This window comes from Bradyrhizobium sp. GW821-FHT13H05, from assembly GCF_058804065.1.
On record NZ_JBXAPO010000002.1, the window covers coordinates 53,914 to 75,720 of the forward strand.

Annotated in this window: 22 protein-coding genes; 5 read left to right on the plus strand and 17 right to left on the minus strand. The window is 64.7% G+C overall.

What is annotated here, in order from left to right; genetic code table 11:
• Positions 1-16 precede the first annotated feature (16 nt).
• The 10 genes from AC1RR3_RS04825 to AC1RR3_RS04870 all read right to left on the minus strand — a co-directional run bounded on the left by AC1RR3_RS04825 (position 17) and on the right by AC1RR3_RS04870 (position 11,758).
• Positions 17-3,187 carry an efflux RND transporter permease subunit gene (locus tag AC1RR3_RS04825; protein ID WP_492819910.1) on the minus strand — a complete coding sequence of 1,057 codons (3,171 nt, stop codon included), beginning with the start codon at positions 3,185-3,187 and terminating at the stop codon, positions 17-19.
• Positions 3,184-4,608 (minus strand): efflux RND transporter periplasmic adaptor subunit, encoded by a 1,425-nt coding sequence (locus AC1RR3_RS04830; RefSeq protein WP_492819912.1) that lies wholly within the window; start codon positions 4,606-4,608, stop codon positions 3,184-3,186. Before AC1RR3_RS04830 ends, AC1RR3_RS04825 begins: the two co-directional genes overlap by 4 nt.
• Positions 4,609-4,692: 84 nt before the next feature.
• Positions 4,693-5,085: a FixH family protein gene (locus tag AC1RR3_RS04835; protein WP_492819914.1), complete on the minus strand. Its 393-nt coding sequence runs from the start codon at positions 5,083-5,085 to the stop codon at positions 4,693-4,695.
• Positions 5,086-5,188: 103 nt separating this feature from the next.
• Complete coding sequence (locus AC1RR3_RS04840; protein WP_492821397.1) at positions 5,189-5,551, minus strand: hypothetical protein; 363 nt, start codon at positions 5,549-5,551, stop codon at positions 5,189-5,191.
• Positions 5,552-5,659: 108 nt separating this feature from the next.
• Entirely contained in the window at positions 5,660-6,841 is a 1,182-nt protein-coding gene (locus tag AC1RR3_RS04845) for an MFS transporter (protein WP_492821399.1), read from the minus strand.
• A gap of 84 nt (positions 6,842-6,925) precedes the next feature.
• Positions 6,926-8,296 (minus strand): NAD(P)-binding domain-containing protein, encoded by a 1,371-nt coding sequence (locus AC1RR3_RS04850; protein WP_492819916.1) that lies wholly within the window; start codon positions 8,294-8,296, stop codon positions 6,926-6,928.
• 47 nt (positions 8,297-8,343) lie between these two features.
• Positions 8,344-8,661, minus strand: coding sequence for an ArsR/SmtB family transcription factor (locus tag AC1RR3_RS04855; RefSeq protein ID WP_492819918.1), 318 nt, complete (start codon positions 8,659-8,661; stop codon positions 8,344-8,346).
• Positions 8,662-8,791: 130 nt separating this feature from the next.
• Positions 8,792-9,769 (minus strand): tripartite tricarboxylate transporter substrate binding protein, encoded by a 978-nt coding sequence (locus AC1RR3_RS04860; protein ID WP_492819920.1) that lies wholly within the window; start codon positions 9,767-9,769, stop codon positions 8,792-8,794.
• A 74-nt stretch (positions 9,770-9,843) separates the two neighbouring features.
• Entirely contained in the window at positions 9,844-10,731 is an 888-nt protein-coding gene (locus tag AC1RR3_RS04865; RefSeq protein ID WP_492819922.1) for a VOC family protein, read from the minus strand.
• Positions 10,732-10,765: 34 nt separating this feature from the next.
• Positions 10,766-11,758 (minus strand): zinc-dependent alcohol dehydrogenase family protein, encoded by a 993-nt coding sequence (locus AC1RR3_RS04870; protein ID WP_492819924.1) that lies wholly within the window; start codon positions 11,756-11,758, stop codon positions 10,766-10,768.
• Positions 11,759-11,866: 108 nt separating this feature from the next.
• Here AC1RR3_RS04870 and AC1RR3_RS04875 point away from each other — a divergent pair, with 108 nt between their 5' ends.
• The 3 genes from AC1RR3_RS04875 (at position 11,867) to AC1RR3_RS04885 (ending at position 14,971) form a co-directional block, all read left to right on the plus strand.
• Entirely contained in the window at positions 11,867-12,568 is a 702-nt protein-coding gene (locus tag AC1RR3_RS04875) for a GntR family transcriptional regulator (protein WP_492819926.1), read from the plus strand.
• A gap of 98 nt (positions 12,569-12,666) precedes the next feature.
• Complete coding sequence (locus tag AC1RR3_RS04880) at positions 12,667-13,530, plus strand: fumarylacetoacetate hydrolase family protein (RefSeq protein ID WP_492819928.1); 864 nt, start codon at positions 12,667-12,669, stop codon at positions 13,528-13,530.
• A 241-nt stretch (positions 13,531-13,771) separates the two neighbouring features.
• The gene (locus AC1RR3_RS04885) at positions 13,772-14,971 is read left to right on the plus strand and encodes a hypothetical protein (protein WP_492819930.1); all 1,200 of its coding nucleotides are present in this window, start codon (positions 13,772-13,774) and stop codon (positions 14,969-14,971) included.
• Between the two features lie 24 nt (positions 14,972-14,995).
• On the opposite strand, the gene AC1RR3_RS04890 is transcribed toward AC1RR3_RS04885, so the two are convergent.
• Positions 14,996-15,823, minus strand: a complete 828-nt coding sequence (locus tag AC1RR3_RS04890; protein WP_492819932.1) for an MBL fold metallo-hydrolase — start codon at positions 15,821-15,823, stop codon at positions 14,996-14,998.
• A gap of 93 nt (positions 15,824-15,916) precedes the next feature.
• On the opposite strand from AC1RR3_RS04890, the gene AC1RR3_RS04895 reads away from it, so the two are divergent.
• On the plus strand, positions 15,917-16,777 hold the full coding sequence (locus AC1RR3_RS04895; RefSeq protein WP_492819934.1) for a LysR family transcriptional regulator: 861 nt from the start codon (positions 15,917-15,919) through the stop codon (positions 16,775-16,777).
• Between the two features lie 11 nt (positions 16,778-16,788).
• Here AC1RR3_RS04895 and AC1RR3_RS04900 read toward each other — a convergent pair whose 3' ends face one another.
• The 3 genes from AC1RR3_RS04900 to AC1RR3_RS04910 all read right to left on the minus strand — a co-directional run bounded on the left by AC1RR3_RS04900 (position 16,789) and on the right by AC1RR3_RS04910 (position 19,693).
• Positions 16,789-18,567, minus strand: a complete 1,779-nt coding sequence (locus AC1RR3_RS04900) for a WG repeat-containing protein (RefSeq protein WP_492819936.1) — start codon at positions 18,565-18,567, stop codon at positions 16,789-16,791.
• 160 nt (positions 18,568-18,727) lie between these two features.
• Complete coding sequence (locus AC1RR3_RS04905) at positions 18,728-19,489, minus strand: hypothetical protein (RefSeq protein WP_492819938.1); 762 nt, start codon at positions 19,487-19,489, stop codon at positions 18,728-18,730.
• A gap of 15 nt (positions 19,490-19,504) precedes the next feature.
• Complete coding sequence (locus AC1RR3_RS04910) at positions 19,505-19,693, minus strand: hypothetical protein (protein WP_492819940.1); 189 nt, start codon at positions 19,691-19,693, stop codon at positions 19,505-19,507.
• Between the two features lie 256 nt (positions 19,694-19,949).
• Here AC1RR3_RS04910 and AC1RR3_RS04915 point away from each other — a divergent pair, with 256 nt between their 5' ends.
• Entirely contained in the window at positions 19,950-20,927 is a 978-nt protein-coding gene (locus AC1RR3_RS04915) for a DUF2336 domain-containing protein (RefSeq protein ID WP_492819942.1), read from the plus strand.
• On the opposite strand, the gene AC1RR3_RS04920 is transcribed toward AC1RR3_RS04915, so the two are convergent.
• From AC1RR3_RS04920 to AC1RR3_RS04930, 3 genes are read right to left on the minus strand one after another with little or no spacing between them, the layout of a single operon-like run.
• Complete coding sequence (locus AC1RR3_RS04920) at positions 20,924-21,268, minus strand: DUF1491 family protein (RefSeq protein WP_492819944.1); 345 nt, start codon at positions 21,266-21,268, stop codon at positions 20,924-20,926. The genes AC1RR3_RS04915 and AC1RR3_RS04920 overlap by 4 nt on opposite strands.
• 3 nt (positions 21,269-21,271) lie before the next feature.
• Positions 21,272-21,565, minus strand: coding sequence for a BrnA antitoxin family protein (locus AC1RR3_RS04925; protein ID WP_492819946.1), 294 nt, complete (start codon positions 21,563-21,565; stop codon positions 21,272-21,274).
• On the minus strand, positions 21,546-21,806 hold the full coding sequence (locus AC1RR3_RS04930; protein ID WP_492819948.1) for a BrnT family toxin: 261 nt from the start codon (positions 21,804-21,806) through the stop codon (positions 21,546-21,548). Before AC1RR3_RS04930 ends, AC1RR3_RS04925 begins: the two co-directional genes overlap by 20 nt.
• Between the last annotated feature and the right edge of the window lies 1 nt (position 21,807).

The window sequence follows — 21,807 nt, forward strand, 5'->3', positions numbered from 1 at the left end:
GGCTGGGCCGCGACGGCTATTCGGCGGCCTGCGGCGCGCGCACAGGATATTCATCGTCGAGAACCACTCGTTCACCCGGCAGAAGCCCCCGGCCCTTCACCAGGCCGAAAATCGCGGGGATCACGATGAGCGTCAGCAGTGTCGATGAAATCATGCCACCGATCATGGGCACGGCAATGCGCTGCATGATCTCCGATCCGGCCCCGGTGCTCCACATGATCGGCAGCAGACCGGCCATGATGGCGACCACCGTCATCATCTTGGGGCGCACCCGCTCGACCGCGCCCACCATGATGGCATCGTGGAGATCCCGCCGGGTGAAGACATTGCCCTCGGCACGACGCCTGGCCTTCACCTCGGCCAGCGCGTGGTCGAGGTAGATCAGCATCACGACGCCGGTCTCGGCGGCGACACCGGCGAGAGCGATGAACCCGACCGCGACGGCAACGGACAGATTGAAGCCGAGCCACCACATCATCCAGATGCCACCGACCAGCGCGAACGGCAGTGACAGCATCACGATCAGGGTCTCGGTCATCGCCCGGAAGTTCAGGTACAGCAGCAGGAAGATGATCGCGAGCGTCACCGGCACGACGATCTTCAGGCGAGCGCCGGCACGCTGCAGATATTCGTACTGGCCGCTCCACACGACGTAGGTGCCGGCGGGAAATCGGATGCTCTCCGTCACGGCGCGTTGCGCATCTGCGACGTAGCTTCCGATGTCGCGGTCCCGGATATCGACGTAGATGTAGGTCGCAAGCTGGCCGTTCTCCGTTCGGATCGACGTCGGCCCGCGCGCGGCTTCGACCTTCGCCACTTCGCCGAGCGGCACGGCGCCGCCCGAAGGCATCGGCACCAGGATGTCGCTGGCAATGGCCTTGGGGTTGTCGCGAAGGTCGCGCGGATAGCGCATGTTCACGCTGAAGCGCTGCCGGCCTTCCACAGTCGTCGTAACCGTCTGGCCGCCGAGCGCCGCCGCGATGGTGTCCTGAACGTCCTGGATCAGGATGCCGTAACGGGCGAGCGCCTCGCGGTCCGGAACGATATCGAGATAATAGCCGCCGATGCCGCGCTCGGCGTAGGCCGACGACGTGCCGGGCACGGTCTTGATGACGCGTTCGATCTGCTTTGCGAGCCGGTCGATCTCGACGAGATCGGTGCCCATGACCTTGACGCCGACCGGCGTACGGATTCCGGTGGAGAGCATGTCGATACGCGCCTTGATCGGCATGGTCCAGGCGTTGGAGACGCCCGGAAATTGCAGAGCCTTGTCCATCTCGGCGATGAGACTGTCGACGGTCACGCCGGAACGCCATTGCTCCCTGGGCTTCAGGTTGACGATCGTTTCAAACATCTCCGTTGGTGCGGGATCGGTCGCCGTCGCGGCGCGTCCCGCCTTGCCGTAGACCGAGGCGACCTCCGGGAACGATTTGATGATGCGATCCTGCATCTGCATCAGTTCGGCGGCCTTGGTGACCGATATCCCGGGCAGCGTCGTCGGCATGTAAAGCAGCGTCCCCTCATTCAGCGCCGGCATGAACTCGGTGCCGAGCTGGCGCGCCGGCCAGATTGTCACCGCAAGCACGACGAGCGAGGCCAGGATCACCAGCGTCTTGGCGCGCAGAACGCCCTTGATGACGGGACGGTAGACCCAGATCAGGAAGCGATTGATGACGTTCCTGCTCTCCGGAACAATCCTGCCGCGAACGAAGATCACCATCAGCGCCGGCACCAGCGTCACGGACAGCAAGGCCGCAGCGGCCATGGAGAAGGTTTTGGTGAACGCCAGCGGGCTGAACAACCGGCCTTCCTGCGATTCCAGCGTGAAGATCGGCATGAACGACACGGTGATGATCAGCAGGCTGAAGAAGAGCGCGGGGCCGACCTCGGATGCTGCGTCGATCAGAACCTGCACGCGTGACTGATCAGGCCTCGCCCGCTCGAGGTGCTTGTGGGCGTTCTCGATCATGACGATGGCGGCGTCCACCATGGCGCCGATCGCAATTGCGATGCCGCCGAGGCTCATGATGTTCGAGCCGAGCCCGAGCAGCTTCATGGCGCCGAACGCCATCAGCACACCGACCGGCAACATCAAAATCGCGACGAGCGCGCTGCGGACGTGCAGCAGGAACACGATGCAGACCAGCCCGACGACGATGCTCTCCTCGAACAGGGTATGCTTGAGGGTATCGATGGCCGCATAGATCAGGTTCGACCGGTCGTAGACCGGCACGATCTCGACCGATTTCGGCAAGCTGCTCGCGATCTCCCTGAAGCGTTTCTTGACGCTTTCGATGACGTCGAGGGCGTTGACGCCGAACCGCTGCAGCACGATGCCGCTTGCGACCTCGCCCTCGCCGTTCAATTCGGCGATGCCCCGCCGTTCGTCTGGCCCGAGCTCGACGCTGGCGACATCCCGCAGCAACACCGGCGTACCGTTGCTGGTCTTCAGGACGATGTTGCCGAGATCGTTGATGCTCTTGATGTAGCCCTTGCCGCGGATGACGTATTCGAACTCGGAGAGCTCGACGGTGCGGCCGCCGACATCGGCATTGCTGGCGCGGATCGCCTCGCGTATTTTTTGCATGCTGATGCCGCGGTCGCGCATTCGCTGCGGGTCGAGGACCACGTTGTACTGCTTGACGAAGCCGCCGATGCTGGCGACCTCGGCGACGCCTTCGGCCTTGGCCAGCGCAAATTTCAGATTCCAGTCCTGGAGCGTCCGGGTGTCCGCCAGGTTCAATTCCCTTGATATGACGGCGTATTGGTAGACCCAGCCGACGCCTGTCGCGTCGGGCCCGATGGTCGGCGTGACGCCGGCGGGAAGCCTGGACGACGCGCCGTTCAGGAATTCCATGACGCGCGACCGCGCCCAGTAGATGTCGGTGCCGTCCTCGAAGATCACGTAGACGAAGGAGACGCCGAAGAACGAGAAGCCGCGGACAACCTTCGATTTCGGCACGGTGAGCATCGCCGTCGTCAGCGGATAGGTGACCTGATCCTCGATCACCTGCGGCGCCTGGCCGGGATACTCGGTATAGACGATGACCTGCGTGTCCGAGAGATCCGGAATCGCGTCCAGCGGGAGGTGAACCAGGGCATAGAGGCCGGCGGCGGCGGCGAAGCCGGTACCGAACAGCACGAGCAGCAGATTGCGCGCCGACCAGGTGATGATGCGAGCGATCATTTGTGATCTCCCGTTGTATTGCCGGGGCCGGCGTCGGTGGCTCGGGACGCCGCCTCACCAAAACCCTTCAACGCCGCCTTCAAATTGCTTTCCGCATCGATCAGGAAGTTGGCGGAGGTCACCACCGCCTCGCCGTCCGCCAAACCACGGCGGACCTCGACATAGCCGCCGCCGCGACGGCCAAGCTCAACCTCCCGCGGTTCGAAGCGCCCTTCCCCCTTGTCGACAAGGACAGCCTGCCGGCTGCCGGTGTCGAGCACCGCGCTGTCCTGTATCGCCAGAACGGGCGCGGCATCGGCCGTGGCGATGTCGGCATCGACATACATGTCGGGCAGCAGCACCGCGTCCGGATTGGCAAGCTCGATCCTGATGCGAACGGTTCGGCTGTCACGGTTCACCTGCGGATAAACGACGGCGATTGTCCCGCTGAAGGTTCGGCCGGGAAAGCTGCGCGCGCGCACGGCCACGGCCTGTCCGATCGCGATGTTGCCGAGATCGCGCTCGGCCACATCGGCCAGCGCCCAGACGATTGAGGTGTCCGCGATCCGGAACAGCACGTCGCCGGGATTGGCCCGCATCCCCTCGATCGCGTTGCGTTCGAGCACGACCCCGTTGCGCGGCGCCGACCAGCGTATGGTGACGGGCGCGGTGTGCGTCCTGTCCATCTCCGCGATGACAGGCTCGGGCACGTCGAGATTGACAAGCCGCTGTCGCGCGCCGCGGCCGTACATCTCGACACCGCCGACCGTCCTGGAGGTGATCGTCGCGAGATATTCCGCCGCCGCGGAAGCGACCGCCGAACTGTAGATTTCCATCAGCGGCTGGCCGGCCTTGACGCGCGTGCCGGTGGTCACATCGGCGACCTTCTGAACGAAGCTTTCGGCGCGCATCGCGATCACCGACACGCGCCGTTCATCGAGCTGGATCGTGCCGGGCGCCTTGACCGAGACCCGGATCGCGCGGCGCCCGACCGGTTCGGACTTCACGCCCGTGCGCTGGATCTTGCCGGGCGAGAGCTTCACCGTGCCGTCGTCGGTGTCCTCGCCTTCGTAGACGGGGACATAGTCCATCCCCATCGAATCCTTCTTCGGCACTGGCGAAGTGTCGGGCAGGCCCATTGGGTTGCGGTAGTAGAGGATCTTTTGCGGGGAAGCTGCCTGCTGCGGCTTCGTTCCCGCCCGGACCGCCTGATCGTCGTCGTAGACCGGCAGGTAGTCCCGCCCGCGATCGTCGTGCTTGGGGCCCGCAGACCAAAGCGGCGCACCGCTGGGATCGCGGTAGTAGAGCGGAGTTCGCTCCGCGGCAGCCGCAGCCGATGTTATTGCGGCATCAGCGAACCAGCGCGCATGGTTCGAATGCCAGTAGCCGGCCAGAACCAGGCCGCCCAGCGCAAGAGCCGTCAGGAGACGCAGCGTTTTCATGTTGCATATCCGCCCGCCCGCGAGCGCGCGTCCGTGTGAATCAAAAAGGGGAATGTCGGGCGCCGCCGGGCAGCGCCCGAACGCTCACTTGGTCGCGGTGACGATCACCTTGCCGGTGACGGTCTCAGGTTCGCCCTGCACCTTCACAGACAACGTCACCTGGTAGCGGCCGGCCATCGGCAGGTCGGTTTTGAAGGCGTATACACCCGGCTCCCTGGAGGGCAGCGGCGCGACCGCCGACTCCATCTCGGCCATCCCGTCCGGGGCCATGTCGACGCGGGTCTTGAAGACGACCGCGTCCGGCACCGGCTTGCCGGTCTGCTTGTTCGTCAAGCGAACGGCGAGCGTGACGTCATCGCCCTTCTTCAGCTGTGGATTAACGGGTTCGAAGGCGTAGTCGCCGGCCCCCGCCATCGCGGCGGAGGCGGCAAGCGAAAGGGTGGCGGCGAGAGCCGCGGTGCTGAATCTGGAAAGCATTGTCCTGTCCTCATGAATTGATCTTTCGCCGTGGCGCACGGAAGCGCGCACGTCTGTCGTCGTCGCGCGCAGCCATGCCGCGCGCGTCTCGGGCTTTGCGAGATCAGATTCGAGGAGGTCGGAAGGGAGGACTGGCGCCGCGGAAGGAGACAACCTGATCCGCGGGAATGGCCATCTTGCTCGCCGCTACGGCGAGATATTCGAAAGCGACGGGCCTGACATCGCCGAGCGCGATGATCCCGCCGACGCAGCAGAAGCCCATCCCGCACTTGTAGCCGCCGGTATGGGAGCCCATTCCCTTCATGTCGGGACAACAATCGTCCATCGACATGTCGGCGTCGCCGCTCATGTGCATGGTCTGCATGTCATCCGACGACATTGCGAGGTTCGCCGCGGACGCACCAACCGGCAGCACCGCCAAGGATATGGCGATGGCGAATGCCAGGATGGTGCGGACGAACTGCATCAATATCGACTTAGCCTTTGGGCTGGAACACTGTTTCAGTACCATAGACCGGAGCCAAAAACAGTCATTGACCTTGGTCAAGGGTTCGTGACCGAGGGGCGCGACGAGCTAGCCTCTTTCCATGCTGGGGGACCCAGACCCGCGCGCCCACAGCAACGCCAGCGGCCCCAGTGCGATTCCCGCCGCGAGAACGATGAACGCCAGCAGCCAGCCGGTCGGGCTCTGCGGGCCGCCAGCCGCGTCGAGCGCGGCGCCGGTTCCCCAGGCTCCAAGGGCTGACAGGCCGAAGCCGACGGTCGAGTGCAAGGCCAGGGTCGCGCCGCGATGTTCGGATTCGGCGGCGGCCGACATGCCCGCGGTCAACGCGCCGGAATCGGCCGGCACCGTCAGGCCATAGACGAGCAGTAGCAGCGCGAGCAGCCATGCCGGGGCGGTGGCGTTGAGCCCGATGACCAGCGCGACGCAGGCGGACGCAATCATCACGATGGTGATCGCACGATGGCGGCCGAATTTCAGCGCCGCCTCGTTGCCGAGGATGCTTGCGGGCATCGAGATCACCGCGAAGCAGAAGCTCAGCACGATGGGACTCAGCCATGAAGGTGCGCCTTGATGGACGACGACAAAGGTCCAGAACCCGACCAGCCAGGTACGGATGCCGTAGAGCTCGAAGCAGTGGGCGCCGTAGCCGAAGATGTATCCAAGCGCCTCGCGATTGGCGAAGACGGGGGCAAAGTTGAGCAGACGCCCCGCCTTCGGCGCAGGCCGCTGCTCCTCCATCAGAAGGCACGCGACCACCATTGCGAGGGGACCGAAGCCGGTGACGAGGAACGCCGTCCGCCATCCCCAGCGGTCGGCGATGAGTTGCGCGACCAGAAACGAGAGGCCGACACCGACCGAGAAGCTCGACGTGTACAGCGTCACAGCGCGCGAGGTGTCGCCGGCGGGAAGCCGATCCGTCAGCGCCTTCAGGCCGGGCATGTAGGCGCCGGCAAAACCAAGCCCTGCAAGCGACCAGATCGCGGTCGCCGACCAGAACCCTTGCGCGAAGATGCCGAACGCTGCGGTGGCGAGCCCGCTGACGATCGAGCCCCAGAGCAGAACGAGCCGCGCATCGATCCGGTCCGTCAGCGTCGTCAGCACGGGCACCGCGAGCATGTAGCCGAACGCGTAGCCGCTCGCCATCAAGCCGCCTTCGGCGGCCGAAAGGCCCCATGCCGGCATCAAATGCTGCGCCAGATTTGCGGACAACGTCACATGCGGCAGCAAATTGCCGACCTGGCCGATGCACATCACCGCAATCAGCAACCGACCGCTCAGCTTACGAATGGGTTCCTCCATCGAGAGGACGACAGCGCGATGATTGGCATGAGCGGCTCATGAACAACCACAACCCGCGCTACCGGCCTTCCTCGCCGCTTCATCGGCAGCACAGCAGGCTGACGCCTCCTCCTTCGCCGGGCCGCCGCAACATCCCGATGCAGTCCCGGCAGTCTCGACGCCACCACGCGTGCAGACGCCGGTCTCCGGCAGCACAAGCTCAACCCGCGCCGCCGCCTCCTTGTCACCGGCGAGATCGGCCGCAATCGAGCGAACCTGCTCATAGCCCGTCATCATCAGGAAGGTCGGGGCGCGACCGTACGATTTCATGCCGGCGAGGTAGAAACCCGGCTCGTCATGCGCGAGCTCGCGCGCGCCGTGCGGGCGGACCGTGCCGCAGCTATGTTCGTTGGGATCGATCAGCGGCGCGAGAGCGACCGGCGCCTCGATGGCAGGATCGAGCCGCAGGCGTAGCTCGGACAGGAACGAGAAGTCGGGACGGAAACCCGTGGATACGATCAATTCATCCGCGATCACGTGTCGCGCACCACAACAGGAGCCCGAGGCGATCTTGAGACGACCTTCGGAGTCCGAAAGATGCGTGACGCCGAATTCGGTCTCCACCTTGATCTTTCCGGAGGCGACAAGCGCGGCGAAGGTAACGCCAAGCTCACCACGCGCGGCGAGCTTATCGTTGTGGCCGCCGCCAAAAGCCTTGGCGGGATCGGCGCCGCGCAGGAGCCAGACGGGCTCTGTACCCGGCACCTCGCCCGCAAGATGCACGAGATCGATCAGCGTGCCCACGGCGGAGTGACCGGCACCGAGCACCGCGACGGTCTTCCCGGCATATCTGGAACGACCGGCCCCCCGCACATCCGGCATGCCGTAGGCGATGTGCTCGGCGCATTCATGCTCGCCGATCGCCGGCAGACCATTGCCTCCGGCCGGATTGGGGGAGAACCATGTGCCTGACGTATCGATCACGGCATTTGCGCGGAGGACTTCGGGGCCTTTGCCGTTCTGGTAGCGGATTTCGAAAGGCGCCTGCTCGCGCCCTTTGGTCTTCGCCTTGTCGAAGCCGACGCGGCTGATGGCCGTGACGCGGCTGGACGTGCGGATCGTCTCGCGCAACGGCGTTCGCATTGCGAGCGGCGTCAAATATCGGTCGAGCAATTCGCCGCCGGTCGGATAGGATTGGGGGTCCGGCGAATTCCAGCCGGTCGGCGCGAGCAGGCGCGCGGCGGCCTTGTCGACATTGTACTCCCAGGGCGAGAACAGCTGGACCTGTTGCCACTGGCGGATCGCATGTCCCGCTTCGGGTCCGGCCTCGAGCACAATTGGCGACATGCCGCGTTCGAGCACATGCGCGGCCGCAGCGAGGCCGACGGGGCCCGCCCCGACGATGGCTACTGTCTTCCCATCACCCATCTTGTCCTCCCGTAATTCTAGAATTTTCGAATAAGTGCGCAAAAAAATCAGGCCGCCGTTTTCGCATCCTTGCAGGCGGCTTCATCCGCACAGCACTCCGCCGCCAGGAAATCGACCAGGCCCCGCATCAGATCGTAATTCGCATGACAGACCAGCGTCGTCGATTCCCGGACCTGGCTGATGAGCCCGACCGCCACCAGAGACTTGATATGATGCGATAGCGTCGAGGCCGGAATCTTCAGCTTGTCCTGCAAGCGGCCGACGGGCATGCCGGAGTGCCCGGCCCGGACCAGGGTGCGGTAGATCTGAAGCCGTGTCCGGTTGCCCAGAGCTTCCAGGCGTGCTGCTGCGTCGTCGATCTTCATGAGCGGCATCCTGCGCGCGCCAGGCTCCGGCTGTCAACTGTATTTCTAGAATGTTCGAAATAGTGATTCAGGGACCTCCGCGTACCGTCTTGCAATCTGACGCCGAGGCGGCGCTGCGGCCGTCCCTGAATCAGATCTTCGGGATCTTGGCGCGCTCCACCACGCCGGTCCATTTACTGATCTCGGTCTCGATCAGCTTCTTCATCTCCTCCGGCGAGCTGCCGCGGACCTCGCCGCCGACCGCAGTCTCCAGACGTTGCTTGAGGTCGGGATCCCGGAGCACCTCGAGCGTCGCTGAATTGAGCCTCGCCACGATGGCGGGCGGCGCTCCCTTCGGGGCCAGCAGGCCGGCCCAGGTGCGCACGTCGTATCCCTTGATGCCGGCTTCCTGAGCTGTTGGGACATCAGGCAACAATGCGGTTCGCGCCGGCGAGGTCACCGCCAGACCGCGGATCGCACCGCCCTGGATCTGCGGCGCGAGCAGGACGGGCGTACCGACGATGACCGGAACCTCGCCGCCGAGAAGCGCCGTGACGGATTGGGAGTCGCCGCGATATGGCACATGCACGATCTCGACGCCGGCCGTCGCATTCAGAAGTTCTCCCGCAAGGTGATGCGTGCTGCCGAAACCGACCGATCCGAAGCTGAGCGCGCCGGGTTTCTCCCTGGCCATCGCGATGAGCTCGCCCAGCGACTTGGCGGGGTGGTCGCTGCGCACGGCAATGACGAGCGCGTAATAGACCAGCGTCGAGATCATGTCGAAACTCTCGGCCGGCTGGTAGCCGAGGTTCTTGTAGGTCGCCGCAGAAATCGCGTGGGCGCCGGTGACGAGACCAAGCGTGTAGCCGTCGGGCGCCGCCTTCGCGACGGCATCCGCCGCAATGTTGCCGCCGGCACCCGGCTTGGCCTCGACGATGATCGGTTGCCCGAGCTTTTTCGAGAGGCCGTCGGCAACGATGCGCGAGAGCGTGTCGGCCGCACCGCCCGCAGCAAATCCGTGCAGCAGACGGATCGGGCGCGACGGATAATTGTCAGCTGACACAGGGGTGGTTGCGAGACAATTGCCCAGCAGAAAAATGGCCACAGCAAGCCGCTTCATCCAGAGCATGGATGCTTCTCCCATTGATTGTTATGTCGTTGGCCGCAACGCGTTGCGGCGTCCTTCAAGTCGTCGTCGAGCCGTTACCGCGCGAACTCGGTGCATTCAGGCGAAGGCGGCATGCCCCAGACGTCGCGCGGCAGGCCGACCCAGACTTTCGGCCGCTGCGGACGATCGCGATGCCAGGGACGCGGCTCGAAATAGCCGAGCGCCTCGTCGGCCATGCGGTCGAGATCGCAAAACAGCTCGACCAGATGACCGTCGGGATTGCGATGGTAGATCGCGGTGTTGTGTCCCGGGCCATGACGAACCGGTCCCCAGAGCACGGGGAGCTTGTGCCGCGCGAGATGATCGCACGCCTGATGGATATGGGCGGCGCCCCGCAGCTCGAAAGCAAAATGATGCAGGCCACGATCGGGCGCGCGAGCGAAATTCAGCGTGTGATGCTCGAAGCCGCTGCGCATGAAGACGAAGCGATCCTCGATCCAGTCGGAGACCCGCAGGCCCATGACGCTCGCATAGAACTCCGAAGCCGCGAGCGGATCGGGCGTGCGAAGCGCGACATGGCCGAGCTTGGTGACAGCGAGGCCACCGATCCGCTCCTGCGCCGGTGTCGGCGTCCAGCCCTGGATCAGCTCGAAGCGCGTCCCTTCGGGGTCATTGAACGACAGCAGCCTGGAGACACCGGGCAAGGGATCGCTGTGAAGCTCCGGCCGCAGATCCGCCTGCTTCAGCGCAGCGCCCAGCGCCTCGATCTGGACGTCAGGAGATATCTCGAACGCGATGCTCTTCAGCGCCGCCTCGCCGGGCTCGATCACGAGCGAGAGCTGCTCGCAATCGTTGGCGAGAAAAATGCGATCTCGATCGCGGGCGACGAGGCCGAGGCCGATCACGGCGCGGTAATAGTCGAGCAGCCGCTCGGGATCGGGCGAGGTGAAGGTCGCGTGCCGCAACCGGGTGAAGCGTGCCATGGGTGCTCGTGTGCTCATCGTGCGGTCCATCCCCTCATGGCGTCATGATGATCTTGCCGAGCGCGGAGCCCTGTTCGAGCAGCGTGTGGGCCTGCCTGACCGCTTCGAGCTTCAGGACCGCCGAGATCGCCGGTTTGATCGCATTGCCGCTCAGCGCATCGATGACGCTGCGCATCAGGGCGCGGCGCCCGTCGCGGTCGTGGTCGTAGATGTGGAAGGAGAAGCAGCGTATCGCCGGACAGATGTCGAGGTGATCGCGCATCGCCGCCATCAGATTCTCTTCCGGCAGGCCGGCGAAGGCATTGTACGACAGCAGCGTGCCCCATTTGCCGAGCACGCCGAGATAGCCGGCAAACTCCGGCCCGCAAACGTGATCGAGCACAAGGCCGACGCCCTCGCCGCCGGTCAATTCGCGCGTCCGCGCCACCACGTTCTCGCGGCGGTAGAAGACGACATGATCGGCGCCGTTCGCCTTCGCGAACGCGGCCTTCTCTTCGGTCGAGACCGTGCCGATGACGTTCATCTGCGCGAGCTTGGCGAGCTGCACCAGCGCGGTGCCGACGCCGCCGGCAGCCCCGATCACCAGCACGCTTGCGGGCGCGCGCGGGTGGCGGCACTCGTGCAGCAGCGCATGGGCCACCTGGTAGTTCGACAGGCACACAGCTGCTTGCAGATCGACATGGTCGGGCAGCGCGTGCACGGCATCCGCGGGGGCGACCACATAATCCGCGTAGCAACCGCCCCGCTGGGACAGATCGCGCGCGCTCAGCAGCACCTTCTGGCCGATCGCAAAGCCCTCGACCCCGGGTCCGAGCGCAGAGATACGGCCCGCAACGTCATTGCCTGGATTGGCCGGCAGCGGCGGCATCCATTTGTAGACGCCGCGCCGGATCAGCACGTCGGGCTGCCCGACCCCAAACGCCTCGGCCCGGATCTGCAGCTGCCCGGCGCCCGGCACGGGCACCGGAAGCTCGACCACCTCAAGTGCATCCGGCCCACCCGGCTGACGCACCAGCACTGCCCTCATCTCACCCTGCTCCCTAGACGATATTTTCGAAAATCATACCGTTTACGAAAATTATTGCAAGATGGTCGTTGGCGCGGCATGTTGAGGCATCGATTCATTGGCAGAGCTATGTCCGACAGCGCCATTCGCCCCCGCAAGGAATTCGGCAAGACGATTGCCGCCGACATCACCCATCGGCTGCGCGAAGAGATCGTCGCCTGCGACCTTGCCCCGGGCGAGCCGCTGCGCTTCGACGTCCTGCGCGAGCGGTTCGGCGCGAGCTTCACCACGCTGCGGGAGGCGCTGACTGCCCTTGCTGCCGAAGGCCTGGTCGACGCCCAGGAGCAGCGCGGATTTCGTGTGGCACCGGTCAGTCGCCAGGACCTCGTGGAGGTCACCGATGCCCGGGTGCTGATCGAGGTGGAATTGATCCGCCGCGCGATTCAAAGCGGCGACGACGACTGGGAAATCGCCGTCATCTCGACGCTGCACCGATTGAAGCGGATCGAGCAGCGCGATTCCGGACATCCGTTGCGCGATCCCGAATGGAATATCGCGCATCGCCAGTTCCACCAGGCGCTGGTCTCCGCCTGCGGCTCGGCGACGCTGCTTGCGATCCGCGCCGACCTGTTCGACCGCGCCGAGCGCTACCGCCACCTGTCGGCCGCCTTCCGCCCGCGCCCGCGCGACAAGGCGGGCGAGCACCAGGCGATCATGCAGGCCGCGATCTCGCGCAATCCCGATCTCGCGGTGCAATTGATCGAGGCGCATATCCGCTCGACCTCCGACAACGTGGCGAAATACGCCGGCCACCTGCTCAACGCCGAATAGGCCGCAACCGCGCTTTCACCTCGGCGCGGGCTTGCGCTCGCCATTATTTTCGAAAATAATATGAAATATCGAAAATATGACCATTTGGGAGCGAAACTATGAAGCTGCTGTCGTTCTTGGCCGGAAATCGGGAAAGCTGGGGCGCCGTTGTCGAAAACGGCGTGGTGGATCTGGGCCGCGCTTTGCCCCAGTACCCTGTTCTCGCCGACTTCCTCGGCAGCGACGACTACGCGCGCCGCGAGGCCATCGTCGCCGCGCACAAGCCAGGGCTCGCGCTCAGCGACATCAAATACCTGCCCGTGATCCCGCGGCCCGAGAAGATCGTCTGCGCCGTGCGCAATTATCTCGACCACCACAACGAGGCGGTGGCGTTCGGCATGAAGCGCGAGATCACGGAGTTTCCGCCGATCTTCCTGCGGATCTGGCGCTCCCAGGTCGCGCACAATGCGCCGGTGATCCGGCCCAAGGTCTCGGACAATTTCGACTGGGAGGGCGAGCTCGCCGTCGTCATCGGCAAGGGCGGCCGTCACATCAGCCAGGCCGACGCCTGGAATCACGTCGCGGGCTACTCGATCTACAACGACGTCAGCGTGCGCGACTGGCAGCGCCACGCCCAGCAGATCGCCTCCGGCAAGAATTTTGTCGGCACCGGCCCGTTCGGACCGTGGCTGGTCACGCCGGACGAGATCGGCGATCCCACCAAGCTGAAGCTGGAGACGCGCGTCAACGGCGCGGTGGTGCAGTCCTCCGACACCTCGATGCTGATCTTCTCGATCCCGCGGCTGATCGAATATAGCTCGACCATTTTCGACCTCGTCCCCGGCGACGTCATCGCCACCGGCACGCCGGCCGGCGTCGGCTTCACCCGCAAGCCGCCGGTCTTCCTCAAGCCCGGCGACGTGGTCGAGGTCGAGATCGAGAACATCGGCGTGCTGCGCAATTCCGTCGTGGACGAAGCCTAGAGCCGCATGTCCTCCTAGGACATTCGCAAGACCACGCTCGGTGTCGAGACCGTCTGGCACGAAGCCGGCGGCCACGACATGCTTTGCATTTGGCAAGGATGAGCGCGGAGCGCCTTCTCGGCGCCGATGCAATTGCGCAACAGTGACGTTAAAGCTTCTACCTTAAGCTGAGACAACCTGTCGCGGCGAGTTGATCCATGGCAGAAAGCCGAGACGTCAACGATTTTACGGGGGGAGAATCGTGAGGCTTGCTCCGGGCTGCTTTTGGGCGGCTGCACTTTTTGCTTGCGCGTTCGGCTTCGGATCAACGGCACGGGCCGACTGGACCAGTTGCCAGAACAAGCCGACACCGGATTGTCTCCTTGAAGAAGCTTTTCGCGGCAATGGCGGGCCGCTGACGGGCAAGGACCGGATCGACGTGATGATCGCGGGCGGCGTGCTGGCCCATCCCGATTGGGCCGATGCCGCCGATATCGCCGAAGCGCAACGACTGGCGCAATCGACCACGGAGGTCACCGGCCACTATTATGCGCTGCTCGCCATCCCATGGCTTGTCACCGCCAATCAGAAACAGCAGGCGATCGATCTCGTCGCTTCGCTCAAGAGCACCCGGCAATCGATTTCGATCAACGAATTGGTCAAGGACCTCGTCAAGGCCGGCGATGTCGAAACCGCTCTGGCCCTGCCCGACCGCATGCAACCGCCACCTGATCTGACGGCGCTCACGCAGATTCGCACCAGCGTCGTTGTCGCGGCGATCAAGGCGCTCGCCGAGGCCGGCAAGACCGATCAGGCGTTGATGCTGATCGCCGACCAGAGATATCTCGCCGAGGCGACCATCGCCGACTTGCAAGCGTCGGTCGGGCAGGCCTTTGCCAAGCGTGGGGACGCGAAGCTCGCTGAAAGCGCATACGATCAGGCGATGCGGACTCTGGAGGCTGCACGCAGCCATGCTATCGGGGCCGCGGCCGGCCTGCAAGTTCGTTTCGCATCGATCAGGGTGCTGGCACTTCGCGGCAAACCAGACGACGTCAACGCCGCACTCCAGGAGATGCGCCCGTCGCTCGAGGATGCGAGCCTCCGCTACATGCGCAGCCAGGGCTATCAGCAGGTGGTCGCCGCTTTGCTCGAGGCCAAGCAGCATGAGGCCGCCCTCACCCTGGCAAAGTCGCTCCCGCCCGACGACACGCGGGATGCCATTCTTGCAACTATCGGGAGCTGGGACGCATCGAACCGGCGTCTTGCCGACGCCCGTGCGCTGCTTGCGTCGATGAGCAGCTCCCAGGAGACATTCGCGCGAACGGCTCTGCTTCGAACTGTCGCGGTCAATTCTGCCAGGGAAGGCGATGTTGCGTCAGGGCTGAAGCTCGCGGGCGAACTCCGCAATCCGCAACAACGCCAGGGAACGCTGTTCGCAATCGCACATGTGCTGCCGCACTAGCCGGATGGCGCCAGCGGCGCGCGCTCAATGCAAGCTGCAGCGACAGCGCGCGTAATCGGCGGGATCGTGGCTGTTGACGATCCTCACACGATCGCCGTGGTTGAGCTTCAGCGCGCGCAGCCGCGCCTGGTTGGCGATCCGCTGCTTACGGTCCATGTCGGCCTTGCGCTGGAAATAGCCGAGCACCAGCGGCATGCGCGGCGATGCGTCGAGCTGGCCGTGATGGAAATAGCTGTCGCCGGCATGCAGCAGCCATGTATCGCCTGATCGCACCGCGATGCCGCAATGGCCGAGGGTGTGGCCGGCGAGCGGGATCATCAGGATGTCCGCTTCCTTGTCGCCGAGCGCGCGCACGCCCTTGAAGCCGAACCAGTCCTCGCCCGGCTCATCGTAGAATGTCCAGCTCGGTCCATGGCTCCACTGCCCGGTGACATAGCGCCCCTCCGGCGGCGCCGGCTTGCGCTGCACCGCCATGTCGTATTCGGCGCGATGAACATGGATCGCGGCATGCGGGAAGTCCGATACGCCGCCGGCGTGATCGCGGTCGAGATGGGTCAGCAGCACATGGCGCACGTCTTTGGGTGAATAGCCGAGCGACTTCACCTGCTCGACCGCCGTCTCCGCCGGATCGAGCCTTGGCGCGGTCTGCCGCAACCACCGCCGCCCGAGCCGTTCAGGGGCTGCGATATCGCCAAGCCCGATGCCGGTGTCGACCAGGGCAAGCCCGTCACCGGTTTCGATCAGCAGGCAATGGCAGACCATGCGGGCGCGCTGGAACAGGCCGCCGGTGCCGTTCACCAGGCGGCGGCCGATCGGGCACATCGTGCCGGTGTTGAGATGATGGATTTTCATGAAATGCCTCGCCCGTTGTGAACAGGGCATTCTTGCCATCGTCCAATCCATAGCTAAAATATCAACTATTGATATTATCTCTAGGCATATCCTATGGACATCCGCGAGCTTCGCTACTTCGCCGCCGTCTATCGCGAACGCAATTTGACCGCAGCGGCGCGCGCCTGCTTCGTGTCGCAGCCGTCGATCTCGACCGCGATCACCCATCTGGAGGCCGAGCTCGGCACCACGCTGTTCCTCCGGCACAAGAAGGGCGTCGCGCCGACCGCCTCGGCCGAGCAGTTTCACACCCTCGCCCGCCGCATCATCGACGAGACCGACGCCGCGCGCAGCCTGTTCAAAAAGCCGAGCACCAAGACCACGCTGACGCTCGGGCTGATGCGCACGCTCGACGTGCCCCGGACCATCGCGCTGCTCAAGCCGATCACGGCGCGTACCGACGTTGCGCTCCGCCTCGTCGGCAGCGACGAGCGCGCCGATGCGCGGATCATCTCGAAAAGCATGCTGCGCGCCGACGAGCATTTCGTCGCGCTGTGGAGCGAGCGCTATGTTGCGGCCCTGCCGCCGTCACATCCGCTGGCGCTGAAGGACAAGCTCCGGACCGCCGATCTCGCCGGAGTCCCCTTGATCGATCGCTGCCATTGCGAACAGAGCGAATTCTTCGGCCGCAACGCACAGGCGCGGCAGACCGCGGCGATCGCGCAATCGGAAGACTGGGCCATGGCGCTGGTCGCCGCCGGCGTCGGCATCGCCATCGTCCCGGAAGGCATTGCGCGCGGCAATCCCGATGTCGCAGTGCGCGAGATCGAGGTCAAGGTCAGGCGCGAGGTCGGGCTTGCCTACCGCGGATCGGCGCCGCTGGTGGACGCACTGAAGGATTTTGTCGGGAAGCTTCAGAAGCAGCGACGCAAGCCGAAACAGATCCGGCGCAAATCTGCTGACCGAAGGCGCTGACGAGCCAGCTGCTAGCGCGCCGTTCCGCGGATCACTGGGACGCCGCGAACGATGCGAATACCGTCGTCATAGCATGCGACGTTGGGCGGGGGTATGTAGCGCTCGATAATGATGAGCGGTTGGCCGCACCCACAGGGGACACCGGACGTGACGTTTCCCGTCTTGTCGATCGAGCACCATTCGCGACGGTCGGGGAATGCAGCCCAGGCAGAGCCGTGCCGGAATGGACCCACTGCGTCGAATTGCGGCGCGATGACGAAACTTTTCGTCGCATCGATGAACCCCCATTTGCCGGTCTTGTCGTCGAGCTGTGCCGCGAGCCCTTCGGACCACGGCAGGCGCGGACGCATCAGGACACTGGGATCGCGCACGAGCTCCGCCAGCAGTGCCTTGTCGAGCGTCCGAAAACCTTCCTCTAATTCGATGCTGTATTCGCCGGTACCGCTGATCGCCGCGGCTCTGGCCAGCTTCAGCGGCCCAAGCAGTAGCGATCCGTCGTCCCCAATCACGGCCCATTGTCCGTTCTCAACGATCACGGCGATCCCGTCGTGAAATCCATCGGCGCGATCGAAGTAACGCCCCGCCAGAAGCTTGCCGTCGACGGCGACGAAACCCCATTTGCCGTCGTGCTTCACGGTCGAGGGACCGCTGCACGCAAGGCTCACATATTCGAACGCCACGTCCGGCGCGGGCCGCCCGTCGCCCGTCACGATCGTCCAGCGGCCCTGCTCGAAGCGAAGATGGCGGCCGTCGGGACACTTCGGATGATCGGAGCCGAGCAGTTCCGTGCCAGCCTGGTCGGTGTACAGCGACTTGCCATCGACGACGGCGCCGAGCTTGCCGCTGAAAATCGATGGTTGGGTCACTGCGCTCGACAGGATCGCGCCGGTCCGGTCGATGCGCCCCTCCCGTCCTGCGAGCCGATAGGGAGCCCAGCCGTCGCGGAAATATCCGAGCCAGTCGAATTTCGGATCGACGACGATCTCGCCCTTGTCGTTGACGGCGCCCCAGCGCCCGCCGCGTTGCACGATTGCGCGGTCCTGGCCCGCCAGAATTTTCTGGACGTGGTCGAACACCTCGTTGTTGACGGGCGCTCCATCCCGCCCCGTCAGCTGCCACCGCACCTGTGCGCCTGTGGAGCTGCTGGCCCAGAAAAAGCTACTCAGATCGTCTGAGAGCAGACTCACTTGCGCGAATGTCGGCCGGACGATCCAGCTCCCGCCGCTAGCGACGATGCCCCATCGCTTGCCGTATGCATAGGGAGCGAAGTCCCTCGACAAATCCGGTTGCTGGCGGCTGGCATAGGGCGGCTCCGCGACCAGAAAGGCATTTTCCGCGATGCGCATGATCGCACCGTGTTCCGCCGGCACAATCGTACGACCATCCTGGTCGATTGCTCCCAACTGATTTCCGACGACGACTAGCGCGAGGCCGCGATCGAACCTGCTCATCGACGCATAAGTCGGCGCAACCGCGTAACGGCCGGTCATGTCGATCGCACCATACTTCCCGGCGCTCCCGACCAGCGCGCGATCGCCAACGAACAGATCGACCCAATCAAATTGCGGTGCGATGACGGTTTTGCCGCCGCGGTCGATATAGCCGCAGCGGGCACCTTCGAATCTGCAGGTGGGGATCAGGGACGCGCCTTGCTTGAGGGCCTGGCTTTCCAGATCGTCAGATCCCGCCGCAATGGCAACGGGCAGAGGTACGGGGGATTGCCCACGAGCGGCCGGCATTGCCGCAAGAACAATGGCGATACCAAGGAGCAGACGAAAATGAGCGTTCAAGGCCGACAACCTCCGACGAGCCTGACACGATAGGCTCAACTTCGGCGATTTTTAGCTCTTCCCTGACGCAGGCGTCGGTCATTTGGCGGTTTTGCCAAATCGACCGTTACCTCATTGCGCTAAAATAGCCCGTTAGCGTGACCGCAGCCCGGATACGATTTCAGCCCTTCGAGACGACCGCGCGGCCGTAAGGCGGCTGTGCTGCGACCGGCGGGTTGGCGGTCTGGGATGCGAGCTCGCCGATCAGGCGGTCGGCGTCGGCGGCCATGCCGTCGGGCGCCTGGATCACCAGACGCTCCAGCGCCCAGCGATAGGACGAGACGCGCTGCTCGAGGCACTGCTGCACCCACTGGATGATCAGCGAATTCTCCTGCATGCGCTCGACCGCATCCTCCTTCTCCTTCGGCGAGAGTCCGGAGACGCGCGCCATGCTGGCGTTGCGTTTCTTGTCGAGGTCGATGACGCGGATCGCCGAGCCGAAGAACGGCTCGAAGCGCGTGGTGTCGTTGCGCACGTCCTCGATCAGCTGCGCATAGCGCGAGGAATGCGAGCGGTGCGGCTCGTCGATCAGCGTACGCCCGTACATGGTGCGGTCGAACACGACCTTCTGCCGCCACGGTGACGGCAAGGCCTTGTAGTCGCCGAACACGCTCTTCCAGGCGGGGCGCGACAGCGGCGGCTCGATCAGGGGATAAGCGAGGTCGCGCATCTGGCGCTCCTCGTCGGTGAGCTGGAATTGCGAGGGTTTGAGGCCGAGGCTGCCAGTGACCTCGGTGCCGAGCCAGCGATGCATGTCGTCGCTGCGCATGCTCTCGCGGGTGCGGCCGAAATCGCCGCCGCTACAGGCCCCCAGCGTCGCAGCCAGCAGCGCGAGCAGGATGGCCGATACGAAAGGCCGGATATGGCGGATGATGTCCGGCATTGCAAAAGCCGGACGCTAGCGGCGACGACGACGGCGCCCCGGCGCTGTGCCTGCTTCCGGCCCGCGATCGCCGCTGGTTTCGTCCGCCTCGCGCTCGATGCGAATGACCGGGAGGATCAGAATCGTTCCCATGTCCGGGCGCGGTGTGACGTCCCCTGACGAGCCTACCCGGCGACCGGCCGGAAATTCGATGATGGTCCCCATGTCAGCTCTCTCAATTGCCGCGCGATGAAATACGCCCCTGCAACATGCGGATCATTAAGATCAGCTCATGGTTAACGGGGTGTAAACATGCCCCTTGGACCGTAACCGCACGGAGCTAACGCCGCCCCGTCCCGTTGCGGCACGACAATCCCTTAAATTGCAGGGCCGGCTTCACGCCTCGTTTTCCTTAACGAGCCTTTAAAGGAACCTGCGCTAGGCTTGGCCGAAGTATCTTTTCCGAGTTGCGTACGCTTCCATGACCAAGTCGTTGTTTCCCGGATTCGACGGGCTGATGAACCTGTCCCGTCGCGAAGGCGTCGACGTTCGGCCGACGCTGCTGCGCGTGCTGACCGACCTCTATGTCCAGACGCGCGTCCATAGCGATGACGAGCAGCGCCAGTTCATCGAGCTTGCGACGCGGCTGATCGACCAGGTCGACGATGCGACGCGAGCGGCCATCAAGGCAAAGCTCGCGGTCTATCCGCAGACACCCGTCCCGGTCCTGCAGAAGCTCGGGCTGGTCGCGGCCCAGGAAGGCCGCAGGGTCCCGCTCGCGCGCGAAATCCCCTCTCCTCCAGCAGCCCCCTCCCCGGCCCGCACACCGACCGACGCCGAACTGCGCATGGCCTCGAACATGGCGATGCAGCCGAAGGACGCCGCCGAGATCCACGACATGTTCTTTCGCGCCGATGCGTCCCAGCGCGCGATGATCCTGCACAATCTGGCGCAGACGCCGCTGAAGGCCGCGCCGCGGATTCCGACCGTGCGCGCCAAGCGCGCGATCCAGATCCTGGAGATGGCGGCGATCGCGGGCGATATCGAGAATTTCACCTATGAGCTCGGCGACAGCCTGATCCTGCTCTCGCGCGTCGCAGCCCAGATCGTCGACGATGCCGGCGGCGAAGCGCTCGCGGTCGCCGCGCGCGCGCTCGACATGCCGAGCCCGAACTTCCAGCGCATCCTGTTGTTCTTCAAGCCGGAGATCGGCAACTCCGTGAACAACGTGTACCGCCTGTCGCGGCTCTATGATCGCATCAGCGATCGTTCCGCGCTGGTGTTGCTGGCGGCCTGGCGCGGCTCGACGCTCGCCGTCACCCGTGCCAAATACCAGTCGTCGCTGCATGACAGCGAGCGCCAGCGCGCGCGCGCGGGCGCAAGCCAGACGCGGCCGGGCGTACAGCCCGGCTCCGCGCCGGGGGTGCGGACCGGCACCGGCGGATCATCGGATCGCTAAATCTTCGCCAGTTCGAGAAAATGCCGCCCGGCGCGGTCCTCGGTCTCGACGATCCAGGCGTCGGGATCGAAACGAAGCTCCTTGGTCAGGCGTTCCTCCACGGCAGGCTCCGGCATCGGCAGCGGCCCAGCCGGCACGAAGAAGCGATCGACCGGACGGCCGTCGTCATAAGAGGTCTGCGGCGCCGGCACGTAGAGCAGCGCATTGCCGTCGAGCAGCGCCACCTTCACGAACACCGCGCCCGCCTCCTCGGCGCCGCGACGGCGCACCGCGCCGAACACGCCCTCGGTCTGGCACCGGCGCAGATAGGCTGCGACCCATATGTTGGATTTCAAACGCATCGACTAACCCGCGGTAGAACTGCGCTTGCGCTTCACCACCTTGACCAGCGCTTCATCAATCCGGCTCTGCCAACCCGGGCCCTCAGCCTTGAAATAGTCGACCACGACAGGGCTCAGGCGCAAGGTCACTTGACGCTTCGTGGGGGCCTTATTGGGACCGCGGCCCTTCCGCAGGCCCGGGAAGACCTCATCGAAAGTCTTGGCCCTCGCGAAGTCATCCTTGGTCCATTCCGGATTATCACTCACCGCACGCACGTCGCGCGCGGTGTACCCCTTCTTAGCGGCGGCTCTCTTCATAGAGCTCCCTTTCCTTCTTGCTGGCAGGGCGCATGCTGATAATGCTGACGCCCTCGGTTCCGCGAGTTGCAAAGATGACCGAGACGACGCCGCGAATATTGATGCCTATCGCACGCCAGCGGTTGCGATATGTGGCCAAGACCAAAGCATTATCGAAGAACTTCTCGTTGAGATCAGCGAAATCCATCCCGTGCTTGTCGAGATTGGCTCGGCGCTTCGGCTCGTCCCAAACGATTTTCACA